A 17,903-nucleotide genomic window follows, 5' to 3' on the forward strand; every position below is an offset into this window, starting at 1 on the left:
ACGTCAATCACCCCCCCCTTCTCGCTGAGGCTCCTGGCGTCGCATCAGGAGTGCGCCGGCGCTGAAGAAGGCCAGCAGCACCGCCACGCCGGCCCTCTGGCTGCCGGTTGCCGCGGTGACGATGGCGACGCTGGTGGGGGCGGCGAATGAGGTAATCTTGCCGGACAGGGCGAACAGCCCGAAGCACTCGGCGAGATGGGCCTCGGGCGCGAGCCGCACCAGCAGGGTGCGCGAGGCCGCCTGGAGCGGGCCGGCCACCAGGCCGATGAGGAGGCCGAGGCCGAGATAGAACCGCTCCGGCAGCGTGGCGAACAGCCCATGCGCCGGCGCTGTGGGCACCAGCCCGAACAGCAGCGCGTCCCGCGACAGGGACAACAGGCCGACACAGGAGAGGATCAGGCAGGCCAGGGCGCCGCGGATGACCGTGCGGGCCCCCAGGCGGTCGTCCAGCCTCCCGCCCGCCAGCGCGCCGATGGTGCCGGTGATGGTGAGGGCGATGCCAAAAAGGCCGATCTGGATGGCGCCCCAGCCGAACACGCCGGCGGCGTAGATGCCCCCGAAGGCGAACAGCGCCACCAGACCATCCGCGTAAAGCATGTTGGCGATGAGGAAGCGGGCGAGGGTGGGGCGGGCCCGCAGGCGGGGCAGCAGCGCCCGGATATTGCCGAGGCCCACCTTGATCGCGGCGCCCGGTGGGAGCCCCGCGGGCGGATCCGGTACCAGGAGCAGCAGCGGCCAGACGAGCAGGGCGAACCACAAGGCGGTGAAGGGGCCGGACAGGCGATCGCCTTCACGGCTCGCCGCATCAAGGCCGAAGGCGGGTGGCGTGCCGAGGAGGGTGAGGCCGCTGTCCGGCTGGGTGGCGAAGAAGCCGAGCATGATCGCCAGCGAGACGAGGCCGCCGAGATAGCCCATGGCCCAGCCCGTGCCGGACAGGCGCCCGAGCTTCTCCGCCGGCACCAGGGACGGCATCATGGCGTTATTGAAGACGGTGGCGAACTCGACGCCGATGGTGCCGATGGCGAACGCGGCCAGGATCAGGGGGATGCGGCTTGCGTCCCCCGGCGTGGCGAACCACAGCAGCGATGCACCCCCCATGAGCATGGCGCCGAACAGCACGATCCAGGGCTTGCGGCGACCAGAGGCGTCGGCGATGGCGCCGAGCACTGGCGAGCACAGGGCGATCACGAGGCCTGCGGCGCCGGTGGCGAAGCCCCAGAGCGCCTGCCCTTCGGCCGGTGTCGCCGCTACCGCCGTGGCGAAATACGGCGCGAAGACGAACGTGGTGATGAGGGTGAAATAGGGCTGGCATGCCGGATCGAACAGGATCCAGGCGAAGATGGCGCGCCGGCTGGCGCGGTCTGACGCCTCAGACGGCATCGGCATACGCATCTCTATAGCCATTCTGACAGCAGCGGTGGCGGTCGGGGCAAGTGTCTTTTTTTGGTCCTATCACAATTGTTTTCACATCCTGAGGCTGTTGCTCGTGTGTCGTCACTCTTTTTGCTCTCATTCTTGAATGAATGCTTGTTTGAGACTATGTTAATCGGGGGCGGATGAAAATGTTTCATGGCCTGAGCGCGTGTCAGGGGCGTGGCGGCGGTCGGTTGGTTCCCAGCGAAGAGCCGGGGCCTTTTGATCATGCGTGAGGTCTGCCGTTGATGCAGCCGTTTGTTCCCCCGCGGACGCTGGCCGTTTCCGGGTGCGAGGTCGAGCTCCAGCTGGCGCTCATCGCCCACATGATGCAGGTGCCCCAGGTGCTGCTGGCCCGCCCCGGGCAGCCGTTGTTGTGTGTGGAGCCAGGTGTTCCTCCCGTTTGTCGCCGCGTGTCTGTGGTGCCGGAGCTGCTGCGCATGGCCGCGGCGGTGCGCCAGCGGCTGACGATCGCCGATCTCGCGACCAGCGGAAAGTTCAGTGAGGGGTTGCGGGGATTGGCTCCCGCCTCGCTCCGTTTTTTTGCCAGCGTGCCGTTGATCGCGGCGTCCGGAACCGCCCTTGGTGCACTGTGCATTGTCGATACGGTGCCGCGCCAGCTCGGGCGCGAGGATCTGGCGCGGCTGGAGGATGCCGGCCGGGTGCTCGCGGCGCTGATCGGCTACCAGCGGGGCGAGGATGCGGTGGCCCGTCTGGGAGCCGATCTGGTGCGCGCCACCGCCGAGGCGCGGGCACGGGCGGCATCGGAGCTGCGCTACAAGAAGATGTATGAGCGCGCGTCCGCGCAGGCGCAGATCGGCGTGTGGGAATGTGATCTCGCCACCTCGCGTCTCACCTGGACCGATGGCGTCTATGACATGTTCGAACTGCCGCGTGGCAGCCTGGTGACCCGGGAGCTGATTCTTGCCCTTTACGACCCCGCTTCGCGGCGGGAGATGGAGGAGCTGCGGCAGCAGGCCATCGACCGTTGCAGCGGCTTCAGCCTGGAAGTGCGTGTGCGGGCTGCCGGTGGGACGCCGAAATGGATTCGCCTCACCGCTGAGGTCGAGGTCGAAGACGGTGCGCCAGTGCGGATTTTCGGCCTCAAGCAGGACATTACCCAGGAGCATATTCTGCTGGAGCAGCTGCGCGTAACCGCCGAGCGGGACGCGCTCACGGGTCTTGCCAACCGGGCCATGTTCGAGCGCAGCCTCGGGCGTCCCGGTCTGGCTGGTGCGCGGCAGAGGGCGCTGGTGTTGATCGATCTCGATGGCTTCAAGGCGGTTAATGATACCTATGGCCATTCGGCCGGCGATGCCTGCCTGGTGGAGGTGGCGCGCCGCCTGCAACGGGAGCTCGCCGGGGCGGAGCTGATCGCCCGCATCGGCGGCGACGAATTCGCGGTGCTCATGGAGGTGCCGCAGCTGGAGAGTGCCTTGGAAAGCCGCGTCCGCTCGGCCCTGGCGGCGCTCACCGCCCCAATGCGGCACGGCGGCCAGGTCTTCGCGGTTGGGGCCTCCATCGGTGTTGCCCGGGCGCTGGAAGCGCTCGCGCCACAGCAGGTGTTCGCCCGCGCCGATCAGGCCATGTACGCGGCGAAGAACAGTGGTCGCAATTGCGTGCGGATCCACTCCGATCAGCCGGAAGGCGCGCGTCGCGTCTCCTAGCCTCCATGCGGATCCGCCTCGATCCTCCTTGATTCCCGTTGCTTTCCCGCACCAGGCCGTCGTCCGTGGCCTTCGGGCGCTGGTGTGACGGTGCGCGTGGAGGTCCGCGGTGACCGGGCGGCGGCATGTGCTTGCTGTTGCCGCTCCTGTGGCGGATGTCTTTTATTTCTATAAAACAATAAAATTCATTAAACTGTAGCATATGACGCTTTTATGACATGTTGTGTGGCGTGTACTTAAAATTTATAGACAAATAACTCTCTTACCGTGCTAGTGAAATTCGCGGTCGGGAGGGTTCCATGAAGTCTCAGATCGTTGAAGAGCTTGGCAATGCGGAGGTTCTGCTGCCTTCGCTCATCGCGGACGGGTTGCGGGCGAACGATCGCGTCAAGGCGCGTCTCAGCATGCTGCAGGAGGTCGGACGGCGGGCGGCCTCGGCCACCGGGGGGCACGGATCGGGCGTGGCGCCGTTCGCCCTGGGCGAGGAATGCCGGGCGGTGGGGCTGGACGTGGCGGCGATGGAGGCCCTGGCGGGCCATGCAACGTTGGTTGCCGGCAAGGTCACCGCGCCGGGTCTCGGGGCGCTTGGTGCCGGGATCTGGGCGGATGTCGAAGCCATGATCCACGCGGTCGGTGCAGGCGATGCGGGCGCAGGCGATGCGGGGGCAGGAGATGCGGGCGCGACGGCCGCCCGGCGGCTCGAAGCCTTGCGCGCGGGCACCGCGCTCGGCTCCGGCGATGCCCTTGCGCCGGCGGACATCCTGGCCCTCACCAGCCTTTCTGCGGAGGGGCGCGACAGCCTGCACCGCCTGATCATGGACCTGCACAAGGATCTGAACCGGCTGGCGGCCAGCCATGCCGAGGAGGTCCTGGCGGGGGCGCATGTCTATGGCCTCAAGGCCGAAGACCGGCCGGCGGTGGAAGCCTTCATGCGGGGGGTGGAAGCCACGCGGCGGCTCAAGTTCGATCACCCGGGCCTCGCCACGGTAGCCACCCGCGCGGGCGATCGCCTCACCATTCAGAACGATATCGGCGAAACCGATGCCCATGTGGTGGTGATCACGCAAGAGGCGGACACCATCACCGTCACCTATTCGGATGTTCATCGTGCGCGAGCCAAGTTCTTCGTGGCGTGTTTCGATGATTTTCCCGCCCAGTGGAGCGGTCTCGGCACCAAGAGCGTGGAGGGGCTCGCCGAGGGCGGCGTGTTCTTCCTGGTGACCGGGCGGCTGACCGATACGGACCGGGTGGCGCGCGAAGCATTTCTTGAAGCGCTCGGCGCCGCGCTGGTGTTCCTCATTGATTGGAACAAGGCGCGCAAGACCCTGAGGTCCTGGGTGCCGAAGGCGGATGCGGTGCGCATTCTGCAATGGGCGGCGCGCAACCGCATCGGTCATCGCGGCTTTCTTGAAATGGGCGGCAGCGAGTTGGTGGCGGCCGCCGTGCACCATGCCGCACCCACCCGTATCGGCTTCGGCGAGCGGCTCGACGGGGTGCTGGGGCGCGAGGCCGCGGTCTCGTTCCTGGAAGCGGTGCTGCGCATCTCCGCCGAGGCTCTGTTGGACGGCAGCGCACTGCGGCTGGCGCGTGACCGCATCGAAGCTGAGCTGGTCGGCCGGCTGGAGCGGGTGGATACGGCCCTGCTGGATGTGGTGATCCGCCAGGCCGGCCTCGCCCGCGAGGTGGCCGTGGCCATTGCCCAGCACGTGGACGATCTGGCCGCCGGCCGTGGCAGTGATGCGGACGAGCTGGCGCGCCGCGCCCGGGCCATTGAGCAGAAGGCGGATCGCATCGCCCTGGAAGCCCGCGGGGAGATCGCCCGGCTTGATGCGGATCCGGCGGTGGCGCAACTGGTCAACCGCATTGAGGAAGCGATCGACGATCTGGAGCAGGCCGCCTTCATCGCTTCCCTGGCGCCGCAGGGGCTCGACGGGGCGTTGCTGGCGGCGCTCGGGCACCTCGCCCGGCTTGCGGTGGCGGGCACCGAGGCGGCGGCCATGGGCGTTGCCGCCACCGCCGAAATTCCCGAGGGCAGCCGCATCGACAGCGAGGCGGCGCTGGCGGCGTTCGGCCGGCTGATCGAGATCGAGCATGAGGGCGACGTGGCCGAGCGCGCGGTGACCACGCAGGTGCTGCGCGGCGATTTCGATCTCCGGGCGGCCCTGGCCGCCCTGGAACTCGCCCGCGCCCTGGAGCGCAGCACCGATCAGCTGGCCGGTTTCGGGCACCTGCTGCATGCCCAGGTTCTCGCCGACCTCACCAAATAGGACGCCTTGCCATGAAGATCGTGCGAATTGGCGCCGGCGCCGCCGGCCCGCTGCCCTCGGCGGATGTGGTGGGGGCGAAGGCGGCCAATCTGGCGCAGATGGCGGCCCTCGGCCTGCCGGTGCCGCCGGCTTTCGTGCTGCCGGTCAGCCTGTGCGCGGCCATTGTGCGTGGCGATGCGGATGCGCGGCAGAAGCTGCGGGCCGGGCTGGCAGAAGGCATTGCTTTCCTCGAGCAGGCCACCGGCCGCACCCTGGGGGACCGGCGGCGGCCGCTATTGGTCTCGGTGCGCTCGGGCGCCGCCCGCTCCATGCCCGGCATGCTGGATACGGTGCTGGATGTGGGCTGCACCGCCAGCGCCGTGCGTGGATTGATCCGCAGCACCGGCAATCCCCGCTTCGCCTGGGACTGTCGGCGCCGCTTCCTCGAGAGCTTCTGCACCGTGGTGCTGGGGGTGCCGCCGGGGGTGCTGGATGCGCCGCGGGCATCGGTGCTGGCGGGCGAGGGCGCGCGGTGCGTGGAGGAGCTGGACGGAGAGGCCCTGGAGCGGCTCGCCCGGGCCTATGTGGAGGCGCTCGACGACGACGGCAATCCCATTCCCGCCGAGCCGGTGGCCCAGCTGGAGGCCGCGGCGCAGGCCGTCTATGGCTCCTGGATGGGCGAGCGGGCGCGGACCTATCGCCAGTTGGAACACCTGGAGCATCTGCAGGGCACGGCGGTAACCGTGCAGGCCATGGTGTTCGGCAACCGGGGGCTCACCTCCGGCTCGGGGGTCGCCTTCTCGCGCGATCCCTCCACGGGGGCCGCGGCGCCGGTGATCGATGTGCTGTTCGAGGCGCAGGGGGAAGACGTGGTGTCCGGCAGCCGCTCGCCGCAGACCGAAGACGCTTTGATGCGCGTCGTGCCCGAGGCGGGTCGCCAGCTGCGTGATGTCCTGGTCACCCTGGAACGGGCCTTCCGCGATGTGCAGGACGTGGAATTCACCATTGAAGATGGCCGGCTGTGGATGCTGCAGACCCGTTCTGCCAAGCGCACCCCCCGGGCAGCTCTGCGGATCGCCATCGACCTGGTGCGCGGCGGCCTCATCGCGCCGGCGGAAGGTGTGGCGCGCCTCGCGGGCCTTGATCCGGCGAGCCTGGTGGAACGCCGCCTGACCGGTGTCGGCACCCCACTGACCACGGGCACCGGCGCGTCGGCCGGGGTGGCGGTGGGGCGCGTGGCCTTCTCCTCGCAGAGCGCCCAGCGCTATGCCGACGGGCATGAGCCGGTGATCCTGGTGCGCCCGGACACCTCCACCTCCGATGTGGCGGGCTTCTCGGTCTCCGCCGGCATCGTCACCGCCGTGGGGGGCCGCACCGCCCATGCGGCGTTGGTGGCGCGGCAGATGGGCAAGCCCTGCGTGGCCGGCTGCCGCGACCTCGTGGTGGACGTGGATCGCGGCTGTGCCCTCGTGGGTGAGACGGTGCTGCGGGAGGGCGATTGGCTCTCGGTGGACGGCGGCGCCGGGCGGGTCTTCACCGGTCGCGGCAGCGTGGAGGTGGACCGCCTGGATGAGGAGCTCGCCACGGTCGCCGGATGGCAGGTCGAGGCCGAGGCGCCGGTGTGAGGGGCCGGCGGCTCACCGGGGCCCTGTGGCCTCCGGTTCGCCATCGAAGCGGGCGCGGGCCGCGGTGATGGCCTGCGCATTGTCGAACGCCCAGCGGTTCAGCACCTCCACCACGTCCGCCAGGGAGCGGCCAAGGGGCGTCAGCGCATATTGAACCTGGGGCGGCGTGGTCGGAAAGACCGTGCGCGCCACCAGGCCGTCGCGCTCCAGATGGCGCAGGGTGACGGTGAGCATGCGCTGCGAGATGGGCCCGATCTGCCGGCGCAGGGCGTTGAAACGACACGGGCCGGCGGTGAGATTCAGCACCACCAGCACGCTCCAGGCATCGCCGATGCGGTCCAGCACATGACGGGTGGGGCAGGGCACCGCGCTCGCCAGCACCTGTGGCGTCAGCACCTGTGGCGTCAGCTCCTGCGGCGATGGAATCTCCGGCGCCGGGGCTTTCGGGGCGCGGCCTGCGGGTGCGCGGCGCGAGGGCGCGGTCATCGGTTCCTCCCATGTGCCCTGGTGCGGGGAAGATGCCTTCTTCAAACCAGGTTCGTTTTGAGCATATGGTTCCGGAAAGGAACCGCCAAGCGCGCGGGCGTGTCACGCGCGCCGGGCTTATCTGCGCGTGCCAGCCGGCCGCGCTCCAACGGGAGTATCGCATGAAGATCGTCGTTCTCGGCGCCACCGGCATGGCTGGATCGCGCATCGTCGCCGAGGCTCTGGCCCGGGGCCATCAGGTCACCGGCATCGCGCGCAAGCCCGAGGGCCTGGCCGATCATCCGGCGCTGACGAAGGTGGCCGCCGACGTGGCGGCAGAGGCGGAGGCGGGGCGCCTCGCGGATCGGCTGCGCGGCCATGACGTTGTGGTGAGCGCGCTGCACTTCCAGACCCTGTCGGAACCGCAACTGGTGGGGGCGGTGAAGGCCGCCGGCATCAAGCGGCTGCTGGTGGTCGGCGGTGCCGGCAGCCTGGAAGCCGCCCCGGGGGTGCTGGTGATCGACACGCCGGACTTTCTGGAGGCGTGGCGCCCCTACGCCCGGCCGGGTCTCGACTTCCTGGCGGCGTTGAAGGGCGAGAGCGAGTTGGAATGGACCTTCATCTCGCCCTCGTTCTTCTTTGAGCCCGGCACCCGCACCGGCACCTTCCGGCTGGGCACCGACCAGTTGCTGGTGGCGGCCGACGGCCGCAGCGCCATTTCCGGTGAAGACTTCGCGGTGGCGATGCTGGACGAGATCGAGACCCCGGCCCACGTCCGCCGCCGCTTCACCGTCGGCTACTGATCCGCTTCAGGTTCGGATCAGGTCTCCCAACAGGCTCGCCGCCAGGGTCAGCTTCGACAGGCTGAGGCCCGAGGCGGCGATGTCCTTCACCGTGGCGCGCATGCGTTCCACCGCGTCCCGGTGGCGGCTCACATAGGCTTCGAGCGCCGCCTCGCCGGACCCGCCGGAGGCAAGGATCTCGCCGCAGATGCGCCGCAGGAAGCTCTCGAGCTGCGCCAGGGCGCGGTCGAGGGCGAGGCGGTCGTAATAGTCCGGAGCGACGATGCTGCGGGCCTGCATCACCAGGTCGTCGACGTCGAAATAGCGGCCTGCGGCGAAGAAGGTGCTCGCCACGTCGGGAATCGGCCGTCCGCTGGTGTGCGCCAGCAGGGCGATGTCGGCCGCCGCCGCCAGCGCCTGGCTGGAGGCGATGCGCCGGGCGAGGTCCTCCGGCACATTTTGGGTGGTGAGCTCGGTGATGCGGGTCTGCCGCAGCAGGCGCCAGGCCTCGGGCAGGCTCTCGTCCAGCGCCGTCGCCACCGCCTGGATGCCGGCGCGATAGCGCTCCACCACGGCGGCGATGCCATCGGCGAACGAGACATTGCCGAGGAACCAAATGATGCGGCCGAGCACCAGGTCCTGGACGCCCGCATAGAGGGCGAGCTGGGCCGCGCCGGACACCTTGTTGTCGAGCGCGTCGATGGCGGCGAGCAGCGCCGGCACCTGGTAGCTGTCGCGCACTGCCGCGAAGGCGCGGGCGATGGCCGCCGCGTCCGCTCCGGTCTGGTCGGTGATGCGGGCAAGCGCCGAGGGACCGCACAGGTTGACAATGGCGTTGGAAAGGGCCGTGGCGATGATCTCGCGCCGCAGCCGGTGGTGGGTGATGGCCGCGGGGAAGCGCGCTTCGATCTGCGGCGGGAAATAGGTGATCAGCTCGCGCGCCAGATAGGGATCATCCGGTACGCTTGAGCCGGTCAGGTCGGCGTCGAGGGCCAGCTTCGCATAGGCCAGCAGCACCGCGAGTTCCGGCCGGCTGAGGAATTCGCCGCGGGAGTGGCGGTCGGCGATCTCGCTGTCGGAGGGCAGCGCCTCCACCGCGCGGTCGAGGGCACCACGGGCTTCCAGCATCTGCATGAGCCGCTGCTGGAACGGCAGGTCCGCCGCGCCGGCGCGCTGGGCGAGGGACAGGGCGAGGGTCTGCTCATAATTGTTGCGCAGCACCAGCTGCGCCACGTCGTCGGTCATCTCCTTCAGCAGCGCCGCCCGCGCCGGCGCCGTGAGGGCGCCGCTCTCCAGGGGATGGGCGAGGGCGATCTTGATGTTCACCTCCACGTCGGACGTGTTGACGCCGGCCGAATTGTCGATGGCATCGGTGTTGAGGCGGATGCCGCGGCGGGCCGCCTCGATGCGGCTGCGCTGGGTCATGCCCAGGTTGGCGCCTTCGCCGATCACCTTCACGTTCAACTCATCGGCGCTGACGCGCACCGCGTCGTTGGCGCGGTCGCCCGCCGCCGCGTCGCTCTCGCCGGACGCGCGCACATAGGTGCCGATGCCGCCGAAGAACAGGAGATCGGCCGATGCCTTGAGGATGGCGTTGATGAGCTCCGGCGGCGTGGCGTGGGGCTTGGGGAAGCGGAGCAGGGCCTGCACCTCGCCCGACACCGGAATGCTCTTGGCCGTGCGCGCGAATACCCCGCCACCGGGCGAGATGAGGGCAGGATCATAATCTGCCCAGGAGGAGCGGGGCAGGTTGAACAGCCGCTGCCGCTCCCCATGGGCGCGGACCGGGTCGGGATCGGGGTCGAGGAAGATGTGGCGGTGATCGAACGCGGCGACGAGTTTGATGGCGGACGACAGCAGCATGCCGTTGCCGAACACGTCGCCGGACATGTCGCCCACGCCGATCACCGTCACCGGCGTGGTCTGAATGTCGATGTCCATTTCCCGGAAATGGCGCTTCACCGCCTCCCAGGCGCCGCGGGCGGTGATGCCCATGGCCTTGTGGTCGTACCCCACCGAGCCGCCGGAGGCGAAGGCATCGTCCAGCCAGAAGCCGTGCCGGGCGGAAATGGCGTTGGCGGTGTCGGAGAAGGTGGCGGTGCCCTTGTCGGCGGCGACCACCAGATAGGGGTCGTCGCCATCCAGGCGGACCGTGTCGGCGGGTGGCACCACGGCCCCGGCCTTCAGATTGTCGGTGAGATCGAGCAGTGCGGAAACGAAGACCTCATAGGCGGCGGTTCCGGCCGCCAGCGTCGCCTCGCGGCTGCCGTCGGCGGGCAGTTGCCGGGGCACGAAGCCGCCCTTGGCGCCCACCGGCACGATGACCGCGTTCTTGACCTGCTGCGCTTTCACGAGGCCCAGGATCTCGGTGCGGAAATCCTGCGGGCGATCGGACCATCGCAGGCCACCGCGCGCCACCTTGCCGAAGCGCAGGTGCACACCTTCGATGCGTGGCGCGTGGACGAACACCTCATAAAGCGGCCGGGGCAGGGGCAGCCCCTCCACCCGCGCGCTCTCGAACTTGAGCGCCACCGCCTCGCGCGGGCGCTCCTCGGAGTCGCGCTGGTAGAAGGTGGTGCGCACGGCGGCATCGACCAGATTGACCAGGCGCCGCAGGATCCGATCCTCATCGAGGCTGGAGACGGCGGCGAGGGCGCTGGCGAGCCGCTCGCGCGGGGGCGCCTCACGGGCCTCGCGCGCCGCCGCCGCCGGCTCCAGCATGGGATCGAAGCGGGCGTGGAACAGCGCGACGATATCGCGGGCGATGGTCTCGTGGCGGGCCAGGGTGCGCCACATGTAGTCGAGGCTGAAGGGCAGGCCCGCCTGGCGCAGATAGCGCGCCAGGGTCCGCACCAGCACGGCCTCGCGCCACGACAGGCCGGCGTCCAGCACCAAGGCGTTGAAGCCGTCATTGTCGGCGGCGCCGCGCAGCACCGCGTTGAGGCCATCCTCCAGGCGTTCCTCCGAGCCGGCCATGGCGATGGTGCCGCCGTCGGCACGCTCCAGCGTCATGTCGTGCAGCCAGCTCCGCGCCATGTCGCCGGTGTCGGCATCGCTGGAGAAGGCGCCATCGTCGGCCCGGGGCTGGATGCGGTAGGTGCGCTCGTTGATGGCCTTGAGGCCCATGTTCTGCAGCATGGGCACGCGGATGGAGAGCGCCAGCGGCGCGCCATAGGACAACAGACGCAGACCGATGCGGGCCGGGCTGTCGCCGGCCCGGCGATAGAAATCGATGGCGATGGGCCGCTCGGGGGAAAGGCGCTCCAGCCGCTCGATGTCCGCCACTGCGGTCGTCACATCGAACGCATCCATGTAGCCTACGCCGAAGGCGCGGCCATAGCGCCAGGCGAGGGCTTGCGGGTCTTCGCCCGCCAGGCCCGGGCGGGTGGCGACGGCGCCAGGCAGGGCGGCGGCCAGCCGCTCGCTCCAGGATTGGGTGGCCTCGATGATCCGCCGCTCCAGATCCGCAATGTCCACCTGCGGCGTGGGCCCGGGGCGGCGCGCGATGGTGACATGCATGCGCGTCAGCGGGGTTCCGGTGAGAAACGTCTCGGTGAGCGCCGCCGTGGTGCCGTCAAAAGCCTCCACCAGCAGCGCGGCAATGCGATCGCGCACGGCGCTGTCGAAGCGCTCCTTGGGCACATAGACGAGAATGGAGGCGAACCGGTCGAAGCGGTCCAGGGCCGGCAGGACCCGCACCCGCGGGCGATCGTAGAGGGTGAGAATGGCCCGTGCGTGGCGGGCCAGGGTGGCGCTGTCGAGCTGGAAGAAATCGTCGCGCGGATAGGTCTCCAGCACCATCTCCAGGGCGCGGGCGGAATGGCTGTCCGGCTCCAGGCCGGCGCCGCTGATCACCATTTCCGCCTTGCGGCGCAGCTCGGGAATATCCCGCACCGAATGGACATAGGCGGTGGAGGCGAGCAGCCCGAGAATGCGCAGCACGCCGGTGACCGCGCCATCGGGCCCGATGGTCTTGATGGCGATGTCGTCCATGGCGCTGCGGCGATGCACCCGGGCGCGCAGGGTGGATTTGGTGAAGGTGACGAGCTGGGGGCTGCCCAGGAAGGCGTGGGCGTCGGCCGGGCTCACCGTGTCCGCGACCTCAGCGCGGACCGCAGCATCGCGCAGCAGCCCAAGGCCGCTCTCCGGCTCCGTGGCCAGGCCGCCGTCCGGGGTCACCTGCGCGTGAATGAGGCCGAGGAAAATGAAATTGTTGGCGGTCAGCCAGGTCAGCAGGTCGGACGCCTCGGCACTGCGCCGCGGGTCGATGTCGGGCAGCGACGCCCGGAGCTGGGTGGCGAGGGCGCTCACCCGATCGCGCATGGCATGAAAGTCGGCGTTGACGCGCTGCACATCGGCGAGGGTCGCGGCGAGGCTCGCGGTCACGTCCGCCGCGGTTGCCGGGTCGAGGGCCGGGACTTCCAGGTGGATGAGGCTCTCGCGGTCTTCGCGGGCGTGGGGTGCCGCAACGCCGGTGACCTGCCCGGCGGCATCGCGGATGACGTGAAAGATGGGGTGGGCGGCGAGCTGCACCTCGATCTGCCGCTCCGCCAGCTCGCTCGCCAGGGAATCGAACAGGAACGACATGTCATCGTTCACCGCCTCGATCACTGTGAGGGGGTGGTCCCCGGCTTGGGCAGGCGTCAAGGTGAGGTCGCTCACGCCGCGCGGCCGGCGGGCCAGATGGGTCCAGGCCTGCGCGATCCGTTCGGCCACGAAGGCCGGGTCGAGCGGCGGCCGGTCGCCGGGGGCGAGATCTTCGGGGGCGAGGGCGTCCAGGAAGGTGTGGGTGAAGGCGGGGGGCACCTGCGGCGCCGTCTCGTCCACCAGGGCGGCGATGGCGCCGATGCGCGCTTGCAGGTCGCTCGGCGTTTCGGCAGCTTGAAGGCCTTGAATGGTCATGGCTACTCCCCGAATGGACGCCCCCGCTCGCTGTCATCCGTGCCGTGTGTGCGGTGCGCCACTGCCCGGGCATTCGGGGACAAGGCCACGACGCAACGATGACGAGGCAACGCTCATGGTGCTCAAAGTGAAGTCGTCTTCCCGCGCCGGGAAGTCCAAAAGCGCAACCGCTGAAAAAACCAGCACGCCCGCGAAACGGGCGGCGTCTCCCGCCGCTGCGGCGCATCTGGCCGATGATCAGCCGGCCATCGCGCTGCCCCTTCCGCCGGCGCGCTTCGACGCGGCGACCGAGGCCTATTTCAACAAATGCCAGGAGAAGCTCGGCTTCGTTCCCAACGTGCTGCAGGCCTATGCATTCGACATGGCGAAGCTCGGCGCGTTCTCCGCCATGTACAACGATCTGATGCTGGCCCCCTCCGGCCTGTCGAAGCTGGAGCGGGAGATGATCGCGGTGGCGGTGTCGAGCGTGAACCGCTGCTATTACTGTCTCACCGCCCATGGCGCGGCCGTGCGGCAGCTGTCCGGCGATCCGGTTCTCGGCGAGCAGATGGTGATGAATTATCGCGCCGCCCGGCTCGAGCCCCGCCAGCGAGCCATGCTGGATTTCGCCGTGAAGCTCACCGAACGTCCGCATGAGATCGAGGAGGCGGACCGCGCCGTCCTGCGTGCCGCGGGCTTCTCCGAGCGCGACATCTGGGACATTGGTGCAGTCACCGGATTCTTCAATATGTCCAATAGGATCGCTGCGGCGACGGACATGCGCCCCAATCTCGCGTATCACAGCCAGGCGAGGCACCCGTAAGGCCGTTCCACCCCGCGCCGATGGGTTCTGGCGCGGGGTGGAAAAAATCTTCCGAGCGTACGCTCGTTCTATTCCCTTTTGTGCTATGAGGTATGCGCTAGAGGTTGAGCTCGTCGCAACTTCTGGTCTGATTGACGCGCCTCTCGCCCCGTGGTTAGGGTGCGTCGCAAGATCAAGTGCACTGCAAAAGTGCCGATCCGGAGGAAATCGCCGCGGGTGAGCGCCATGCGCCCCCAAGGCCCAGACAATGAGGGCGCCCATCGGTCATGGACACTGTCTCAGACGTGCCCTACATCGTTGAAGCATCAGGTCTTACCAAGGAGTTCAAGGGGTTCGCGGCCGTCAAGAACGTGAACCTCAAGATCCGTCGTCACACGATTCATGCCCTCATCGGGCCGAATGGTGCCGGCAAGACCACCTGCTTCAATCTGATCACGAAATTTCTGGACCCCACCCGGGGGACCATCCGCCTGAACGGGCGCGACATCACGCGCACACCGCCGGCGGATGTGGCGCGGATGGGCATGGTCCGCTCATTCCAGATCTCGGCCACCTTCCCGCACCTGTCGGTGCTGGAGAATGTGCGCATTGCGTTGCAGCGTCCGCTCGGCAACTCATTCCGCTTCTGGCAGTCCGAGGCCTCGCTGAACGCGCTGAACGATCGCGCCATGGCGCTGCTGGAGGATGTGGATCTCACCTCCTATGCCCAGCATCTGGCGGTGGAACTGCCCTACGGCCGCAAGCGCGCTCTGGAGATCGCCACCACCTTGGCGCTCGACCCGGAAATGCTGCTGCTCGACGAGCCCACCTCCGGCATGGGGCGGGAGGACATCGCCCGCACGGCGGAGCTCATCAAGCGGGTGTCGGCCAACCGCACCATCTTGATGGTGGAGCACAATCTTTCGGTGGTGGCGGACCTGTCCGACATGATCACCGTTCTGGCCCGCGGCGAGATCCTCACCGAAGGGCCCTATGCGGAAGTCTCCAAGAATCCGCAGGTGGTCGAAGCCTATATGGGCACCGGACATGGAGCGCATTGAGATGGCTGAGACCCAGGCTTCCCTCAAGGCGCCCCTGCTCAGCGTCAAGGACCTGCACGGCCATTATGGCGAAAGCCATGTGCTGCACGGCATGACCTTCGATGTCCGCCCCGGAGAGGTGGTGACCCTTCTCGGCCGTAACGGCGCCGGCAAGACCACCACCATGCGGGCGATCATGGGCCTTCTGCGCAAGCGCGCCGGCTCGATCCGCTATGAAGGCACCGAGACGGTGGGCCTCGCGCCCAACAAGATCGCCCGCCTCGGCATCGCCATCTGTCCCGAAGAACGCGGCATCTTCTCCTCGCTCTCGGTGCGGGAAAACCTGCTGCTGCCGCCGGTGGTGCTGCCGGGCGGCCTTTCCGTGGACGAGATCCACGAGCTGTTCCCGCGCCTGGAAGAGCGGCGCAACAGCCAGGGCACGAAGCTCTCGGGCGGCGAGCAGCAGATGCTGGCCATCGCCCGCATCCTGCGCACGGGGGCCAAGCTCCTGCTCCTGGACGAGCCTTCCGAAGGCCTTGCACCGGTGATCGTGCAGCATATCGGCCAGATCATCCGCGACCTCAAGAAGAAGGGGTTCACGGTGCTTCTGGTGGAACAGAACTTCCATTTCGCCTCCACCGTCGCGGACCGCCACTATGTTGTGGAGCACGGCCGTGTGGTGGACATGGTGGAAAACGACAAGATCGCAGAAAACGCGGCGCGTCTCGAAGCCCTTCTCGGCGTCTGAAGACTTCGGTTCCTGACAGAGAAAAGGCCGGCAACGTCCGGCCGGGAGGAAACATCATGCGTCTTGCTGCTATTTTTCTGGCGGCCTCGAGCCTCGTCGGTATCGGCGCGGCCCAGGCTGCCGACCCGGTTCCGGTCAAGATCGGCGTGCTCAACGACCAGTCCGGCCTCTATGCCGACCTGGGTGGCCAGGGCTCGGTCTGGGCCGCCAAGAAGGCGGTCGAGGATTTCGGCGCCGCCGCCAAGGGCCTGAAGGTGGATGTCATCTTCGCCGACCACCAGAATAAGGCCGATGTCGGCACCTCCATCGCCCGTCAGTGGTATGACATCGATGGCGTGGACATGATCGTCGACACGCCCAATTCCGGCGTGGCCTTGGCGGTGTCCGGCGTCACCAAGGAAAAGAACAAGGTCTTCATCAATTCCGGCGCGGCCACCTCGGACCTCACCGGCAAGGCCTGCACGCCCAACACCGTGCACTGGACCTACGACACCTGGGCGCTCGCCAACGGCACCGGCAAGGCGATCGTGAAGAACGGGGGCGACACCTGGTTCTTCCTCACCGCCGACTATGCCTTCGGCCACGCGCTGGAGCGCGACACCTCCAAGGTGGTGACGGAGAACGGCGGCAAGGTGGTGGGCTCAGTGAAGGTGCCGCTCAACAATGCGGACTTCTCCTCCTTCCTGCTGCAGGCGCAGAGCTCCAAGGCCAAGATCGTCGGCCTCGCCAATGCCGGCGGCGACACCATCAACTCCATCAAGCAGGCGTCGGAATACGGCATCGTCGATGGCGGCCAGAAGCTTGCTGGCCTGCTCATCTTCCTCACCGATGTGCATTCCCTGGGCCTGAAGACGGCGCAGGGGCTGAACCTCACCGGCGCCTGGTACTGGGACCAGACCGACGCCAACCGCAAGTTCGCCGATGAGTTCGCCAAGGCCAATGGCGGCAAGCGGCCCACCATGGTGCAGGCCGGCGTCTATTCCGGCGTGCTGCACTATCTGAAGGCCGTCGAGGCCCTCAAGAGTGCCAAGGACGGCGCCGCGGTGGTGGCGGAGATGAAGAAGCTGCCCACCGACGACCCGCTGTTCGGCAAGGGCGAGGTGCGCATCGACGGCCGGCACATTCACCCCATGTTCCTTTATGAGGTGAAGAAGCCGTCCGAATCCAAGGGCCCGTGGGATTACTACACCCTCAAGGCCACCATTCCCGCCAACGAGGCCTTCCGGCCCCTGAGCGAGAGCGACTGCCCGCTGGTCAAGAAGGGCTGACCCACTCCCGAAACGGACCGATCCCGCCCGCGCGGCAGGATCGGTCCGCCTCTCCTGATTGAGACGGATCCCAAATGTTCGAGCTCCTCGGCATTCCCCCCCAAGCGCTGTTCGGGCAATTGCTGCTCGGGCTGATCAACGGCGCCTTCTACGCCATGCTGAGCCTCGGGCTCGCGGTGATCTTCGGCCTTTTGAACGTCATCAACTTCGCCCATGGCGCCCAGTACATGATGGGCGCCTTCGGGGCGTGGATGCTGCTGAACTATCTCGGCATTCCGTTCTGGGGCGCATTGGTGCTCTCGCCCATCATCGTCGCCATCATCGGCATGGTGATCGAGCGCGTGCTGTTGCGACGATTGTACAGTCTCGATCACTTGTACGGCCTCTTGCTCACCTTCGGCCTCGCCCTCATCATCGAGGGGCTGTTCCGCCGGCAGTACGGCTCGTCGGGCCTGCCCTACAACAATCCGCTGCCCGGCGGCACCAACCTCGGCTTCATGTTCCTGCCCAACTACCGCGCCTTCGTGGTGGTGGCCTCGCTGGTGGTCTGCCTTGTCACCTGGTTCGTGATCGAGCGCACCAAGCTCGGCTCCTATCTGCGCGCCGCCACCGAGCGGCCGGACCTGGTGCAGGCCTTCGGCATCGACGTGCCGCGCATGATCACCCTCACCTACGGCTTCGGTGTCGGCCTTGCGGCGCTCGCCGGTGTGCTGGCCGCGCCCGCCTACCAGGTGAGCCCGACCATGGGCTCCAACCTCATCATCGTGGTGTTCGCTGTGGTGGTCATCGGCGGCATGGGCTCCATCATGGGCGCCATCGTCACCGGCTTCGGCCTCGGTGTGGTGGAGGGCCTGACCAAGGTGTTCTATCCGGAGGCCTCCTCCACGGTGATCTTCGTCATCATGGCCATCGTGCTCATGGTGAAGCCCGCCGGCCTGTTCGGCACCGCGAAGTGAGGCGGCATCC

At 68.1% G+C, this 17,903-nt stretch carries 12 protein-coding genes; 9 read left to right on the forward strand and 3 right to left on the reverse strand.

All coding sequences use genetic code 11. The features are described from left to right. Positions 1 to 3 precede the first annotated feature (3 nt). On the reverse strand, positions 4 to 1,386 hold the full coding sequence (locus ACU4E7_RS13295; RefSeq protein WP_447019131.1) for an MFS transporter: 1,383 nt from the start codon (positions 1,384 to 1,386) through the stop codon (positions 4 to 6). A 275-nt stretch (positions 1,387 to 1,661) separates the two neighbouring features. On the opposite strand from ACU4E7_RS13295, the gene ACU4E7_RS13300 reads away from it, so the two are divergent. From ACU4E7_RS13300 to ACU4E7_RS13310, 3 genes are all read left to right on the forward strand, one after another. Then, positions 1,662 to 3,080, forward strand: coding sequence for a diguanylate cyclase domain-containing protein (locus tag ACU4E7_RS13300; protein WP_238120255.1), 1,419 nt, complete (start codon positions 1,662 to 1,664; stop codon positions 3,078 to 3,080). A 299-nt stretch (positions 3,081 to 3,379) separates the two neighbouring features. After that, positions 3,380 to 5,347, forward strand: coding sequence for a hypothetical protein (locus ACU4E7_RS13305; protein WP_447019132.1), 1,968 nt, complete (start codon positions 3,380 to 3,382; stop codon positions 5,345 to 5,347). 11 nt (positions 5,348 to 5,358) lie between these two features. Further along, positions 5,359 to 6,951 (forward strand): PEP/pyruvate-binding domain-containing protein, encoded by a 1,593-nt coding sequence (locus tag ACU4E7_RS13310; RefSeq protein ID WP_447019133.1) that lies wholly within the window; start codon positions 5,359 to 5,361, stop codon positions 6,949 to 6,951. 12 nt (positions 6,952 to 6,963) lie between these two features. Here the strand turns inward: ACU4E7_RS13310 and ACU4E7_RS13315 are convergent, their stop codons facing one another. Next, complete coding sequence (locus tag ACU4E7_RS13315; protein WP_447019134.1) at positions 6,964 to 7,437, reverse strand: winged helix-turn-helix transcriptional regulator; 474 nt, start codon at positions 7,435 to 7,437, stop codon at positions 6,964 to 6,966. Positions 7,438 to 7,598: 161 nt separating this feature from the next. Between ACU4E7_RS13315 and ACU4E7_RS13320 the strand changes: the two genes are divergently transcribed. Next, positions 7,599 to 8,219 carry an NAD(P)-dependent oxidoreductase gene (locus ACU4E7_RS13320; protein WP_238120259.1) on the forward strand — a complete coding sequence of 207 codons (621 nt, stop codon included), beginning with the start codon at positions 7,599 to 7,601 and terminating at the stop codon, positions 8,217 to 8,219. Positions 8,220 to 8,225: 6 nt separating this feature from the next. On the opposite strand, the gene ACU4E7_RS13325 is transcribed toward ACU4E7_RS13320, so the two are convergent. Then, positions 8,226 to 13,100 carry an NAD-glutamate dehydrogenase gene (locus ACU4E7_RS13325; protein ID WP_447019135.1) on the reverse strand — a complete coding sequence of 1,625 codons (4,875 nt, stop codon included), beginning with the start codon at positions 13,098 to 13,100 and terminating at the stop codon, positions 8,226 to 8,228. A gap of 226 nt (positions 13,101 to 13,326) precedes the next feature. Between ACU4E7_RS13325 and ACU4E7_RS13330 the strand changes: the two genes are divergently transcribed. The 5 genes from ACU4E7_RS13330 to ACU4E7_RS13350 all read left to right on the forward strand — a co-directional run bounded on the left by ACU4E7_RS13330 (position 13,327) and on the right by ACU4E7_RS13350 (position 17,893). Continuing rightward, positions 13,327 to 13,902 (forward strand): peroxidase-related enzyme, encoded by a 576-nt coding sequence (locus ACU4E7_RS13330; RefSeq protein WP_447021633.1) that lies wholly within the window; start codon positions 13,327 to 13,329, stop codon positions 13,900 to 13,902. Between the two features lie 266 nt (positions 13,903 to 14,168). Continuing rightward, a complete protein-coding gene (locus ACU4E7_RS13335; protein ID WP_447019136.1) occupies positions 14,169 to 14,942 on the forward strand; it encodes an ABC transporter ATP-binding protein in 774 nt (257 codons plus the stop codon). A 1-nt stretch (position 14,943) separates the two neighbouring features. Next, positions 14,944 to 15,669 (forward strand): ABC transporter ATP-binding protein, encoded by a 726-nt coding sequence (locus ACU4E7_RS13340; protein WP_447019137.1) that lies wholly within the window; start codon positions 14,944 to 14,946, stop codon positions 15,667 to 15,669. 56 nt (positions 15,670 to 15,725) lie between these two features. Continuing rightward, complete coding sequence (locus ACU4E7_RS13345; protein WP_238120263.1) at positions 15,726 to 16,937, forward strand: ABC transporter substrate-binding protein; 1,212 nt, start codon at positions 15,726 to 15,728, stop codon at positions 16,935 to 16,937. Between the two features lie 74 nt (positions 16,938 to 17,011). Next, the gene (locus ACU4E7_RS13350; RefSeq protein WP_238120264.1) at positions 17,012 to 17,893 is read left to right on the forward strand and encodes a branched-chain amino acid ABC transporter permease; all 882 of its coding nucleotides are present in this window, start codon (positions 17,012 to 17,014) and stop codon (positions 17,891 to 17,893) included. Positions 17,894 to 17,903: the final 10 nt, after the last annotated feature.

The sequence above is a fragment of the Xanthobacter sp. ZOL 2024 genome, from assembly GCF_052932325.1.

What these genes read in the sequence shown, in the direction of transcription:
- ACU4E7_RS13295 (WP_447019131.1), bottom strand. Translation starts at nt 1,386, where the DNA reads ATGCCGATGCCGTCTGAGGCGTCAGACCGCGCCAGCCGGCGCGCCATC.
- ACU4E7_RS13310 (WP_447019133.1), top strand. Translation starts at nt 5,359, where the DNA reads ATGAAGATCGTGCGAATTGGCGCCGGCGCCGCCGGCCCGCTGCCCTCG.
- ACU4E7_RS13300 (WP_238120255.1), top strand. Translation starts at nt 1,662, where the DNA reads ATGCAGCCGTTTGTTCCCCCGCGGACGCTGGCCGTTTCCGGGTGCGAG.
- ACU4E7_RS13320 (WP_238120259.1), top strand. Translation starts at nt 7,599, where the DNA reads ATGAAGATCGTCGTTCTCGGCGCCACCGGCATGGCTGGATCGCGCATC.
- ACU4E7_RS13340 (WP_447019137.1), top strand. Translation starts at nt 14,944, where the DNA reads ATGGCTGAGACCCAGGCTTCCCTCAAGGCGCCCCTGCTCAGCGTCAAG.
- ACU4E7_RS13350 (WP_238120264.1), top strand. Translation starts at nt 17,012, where the DNA reads ATGTTCGAGCTCCTCGGCATTCCCCCCCAAGCGCTGTTCGGGCAATTG.
- ACU4E7_RS13315 (WP_447019134.1), bottom strand. Translation starts at nt 7,437, where the DNA reads ATGACCGCGCCCTCGCGCCGCGCACCCGCAGGCCGCGCCCCGAAAGCC.
- ACU4E7_RS13305 (WP_447019132.1), top strand. Translation starts at nt 3,380, where the DNA reads ATGAAGTCTCAGATCGTTGAAGAGCTTGGCAATGCGGAGGTTCTGCTG.
- ACU4E7_RS13345 (WP_238120263.1), top strand. Translation starts at nt 15,726, where the DNA reads ATGCGTCTTGCTGCTATTTTTCTGGCGGCCTCGAGCCTCGTCGGTATC.
- ACU4E7_RS13325 (WP_447019135.1), bottom strand. Translation starts at nt 13,100, where the DNA reads ATGACCATTCAAGGCCTTCAAGCTGCCGAAACGCCGAGCGACCTGCAA.
- ACU4E7_RS13335 (WP_447019136.1), top strand. Translation starts at nt 14,169, where the DNA reads ATGGACACTGTCTCAGACGTGCCCTACATCGTTGAAGCATCAGGTCTT.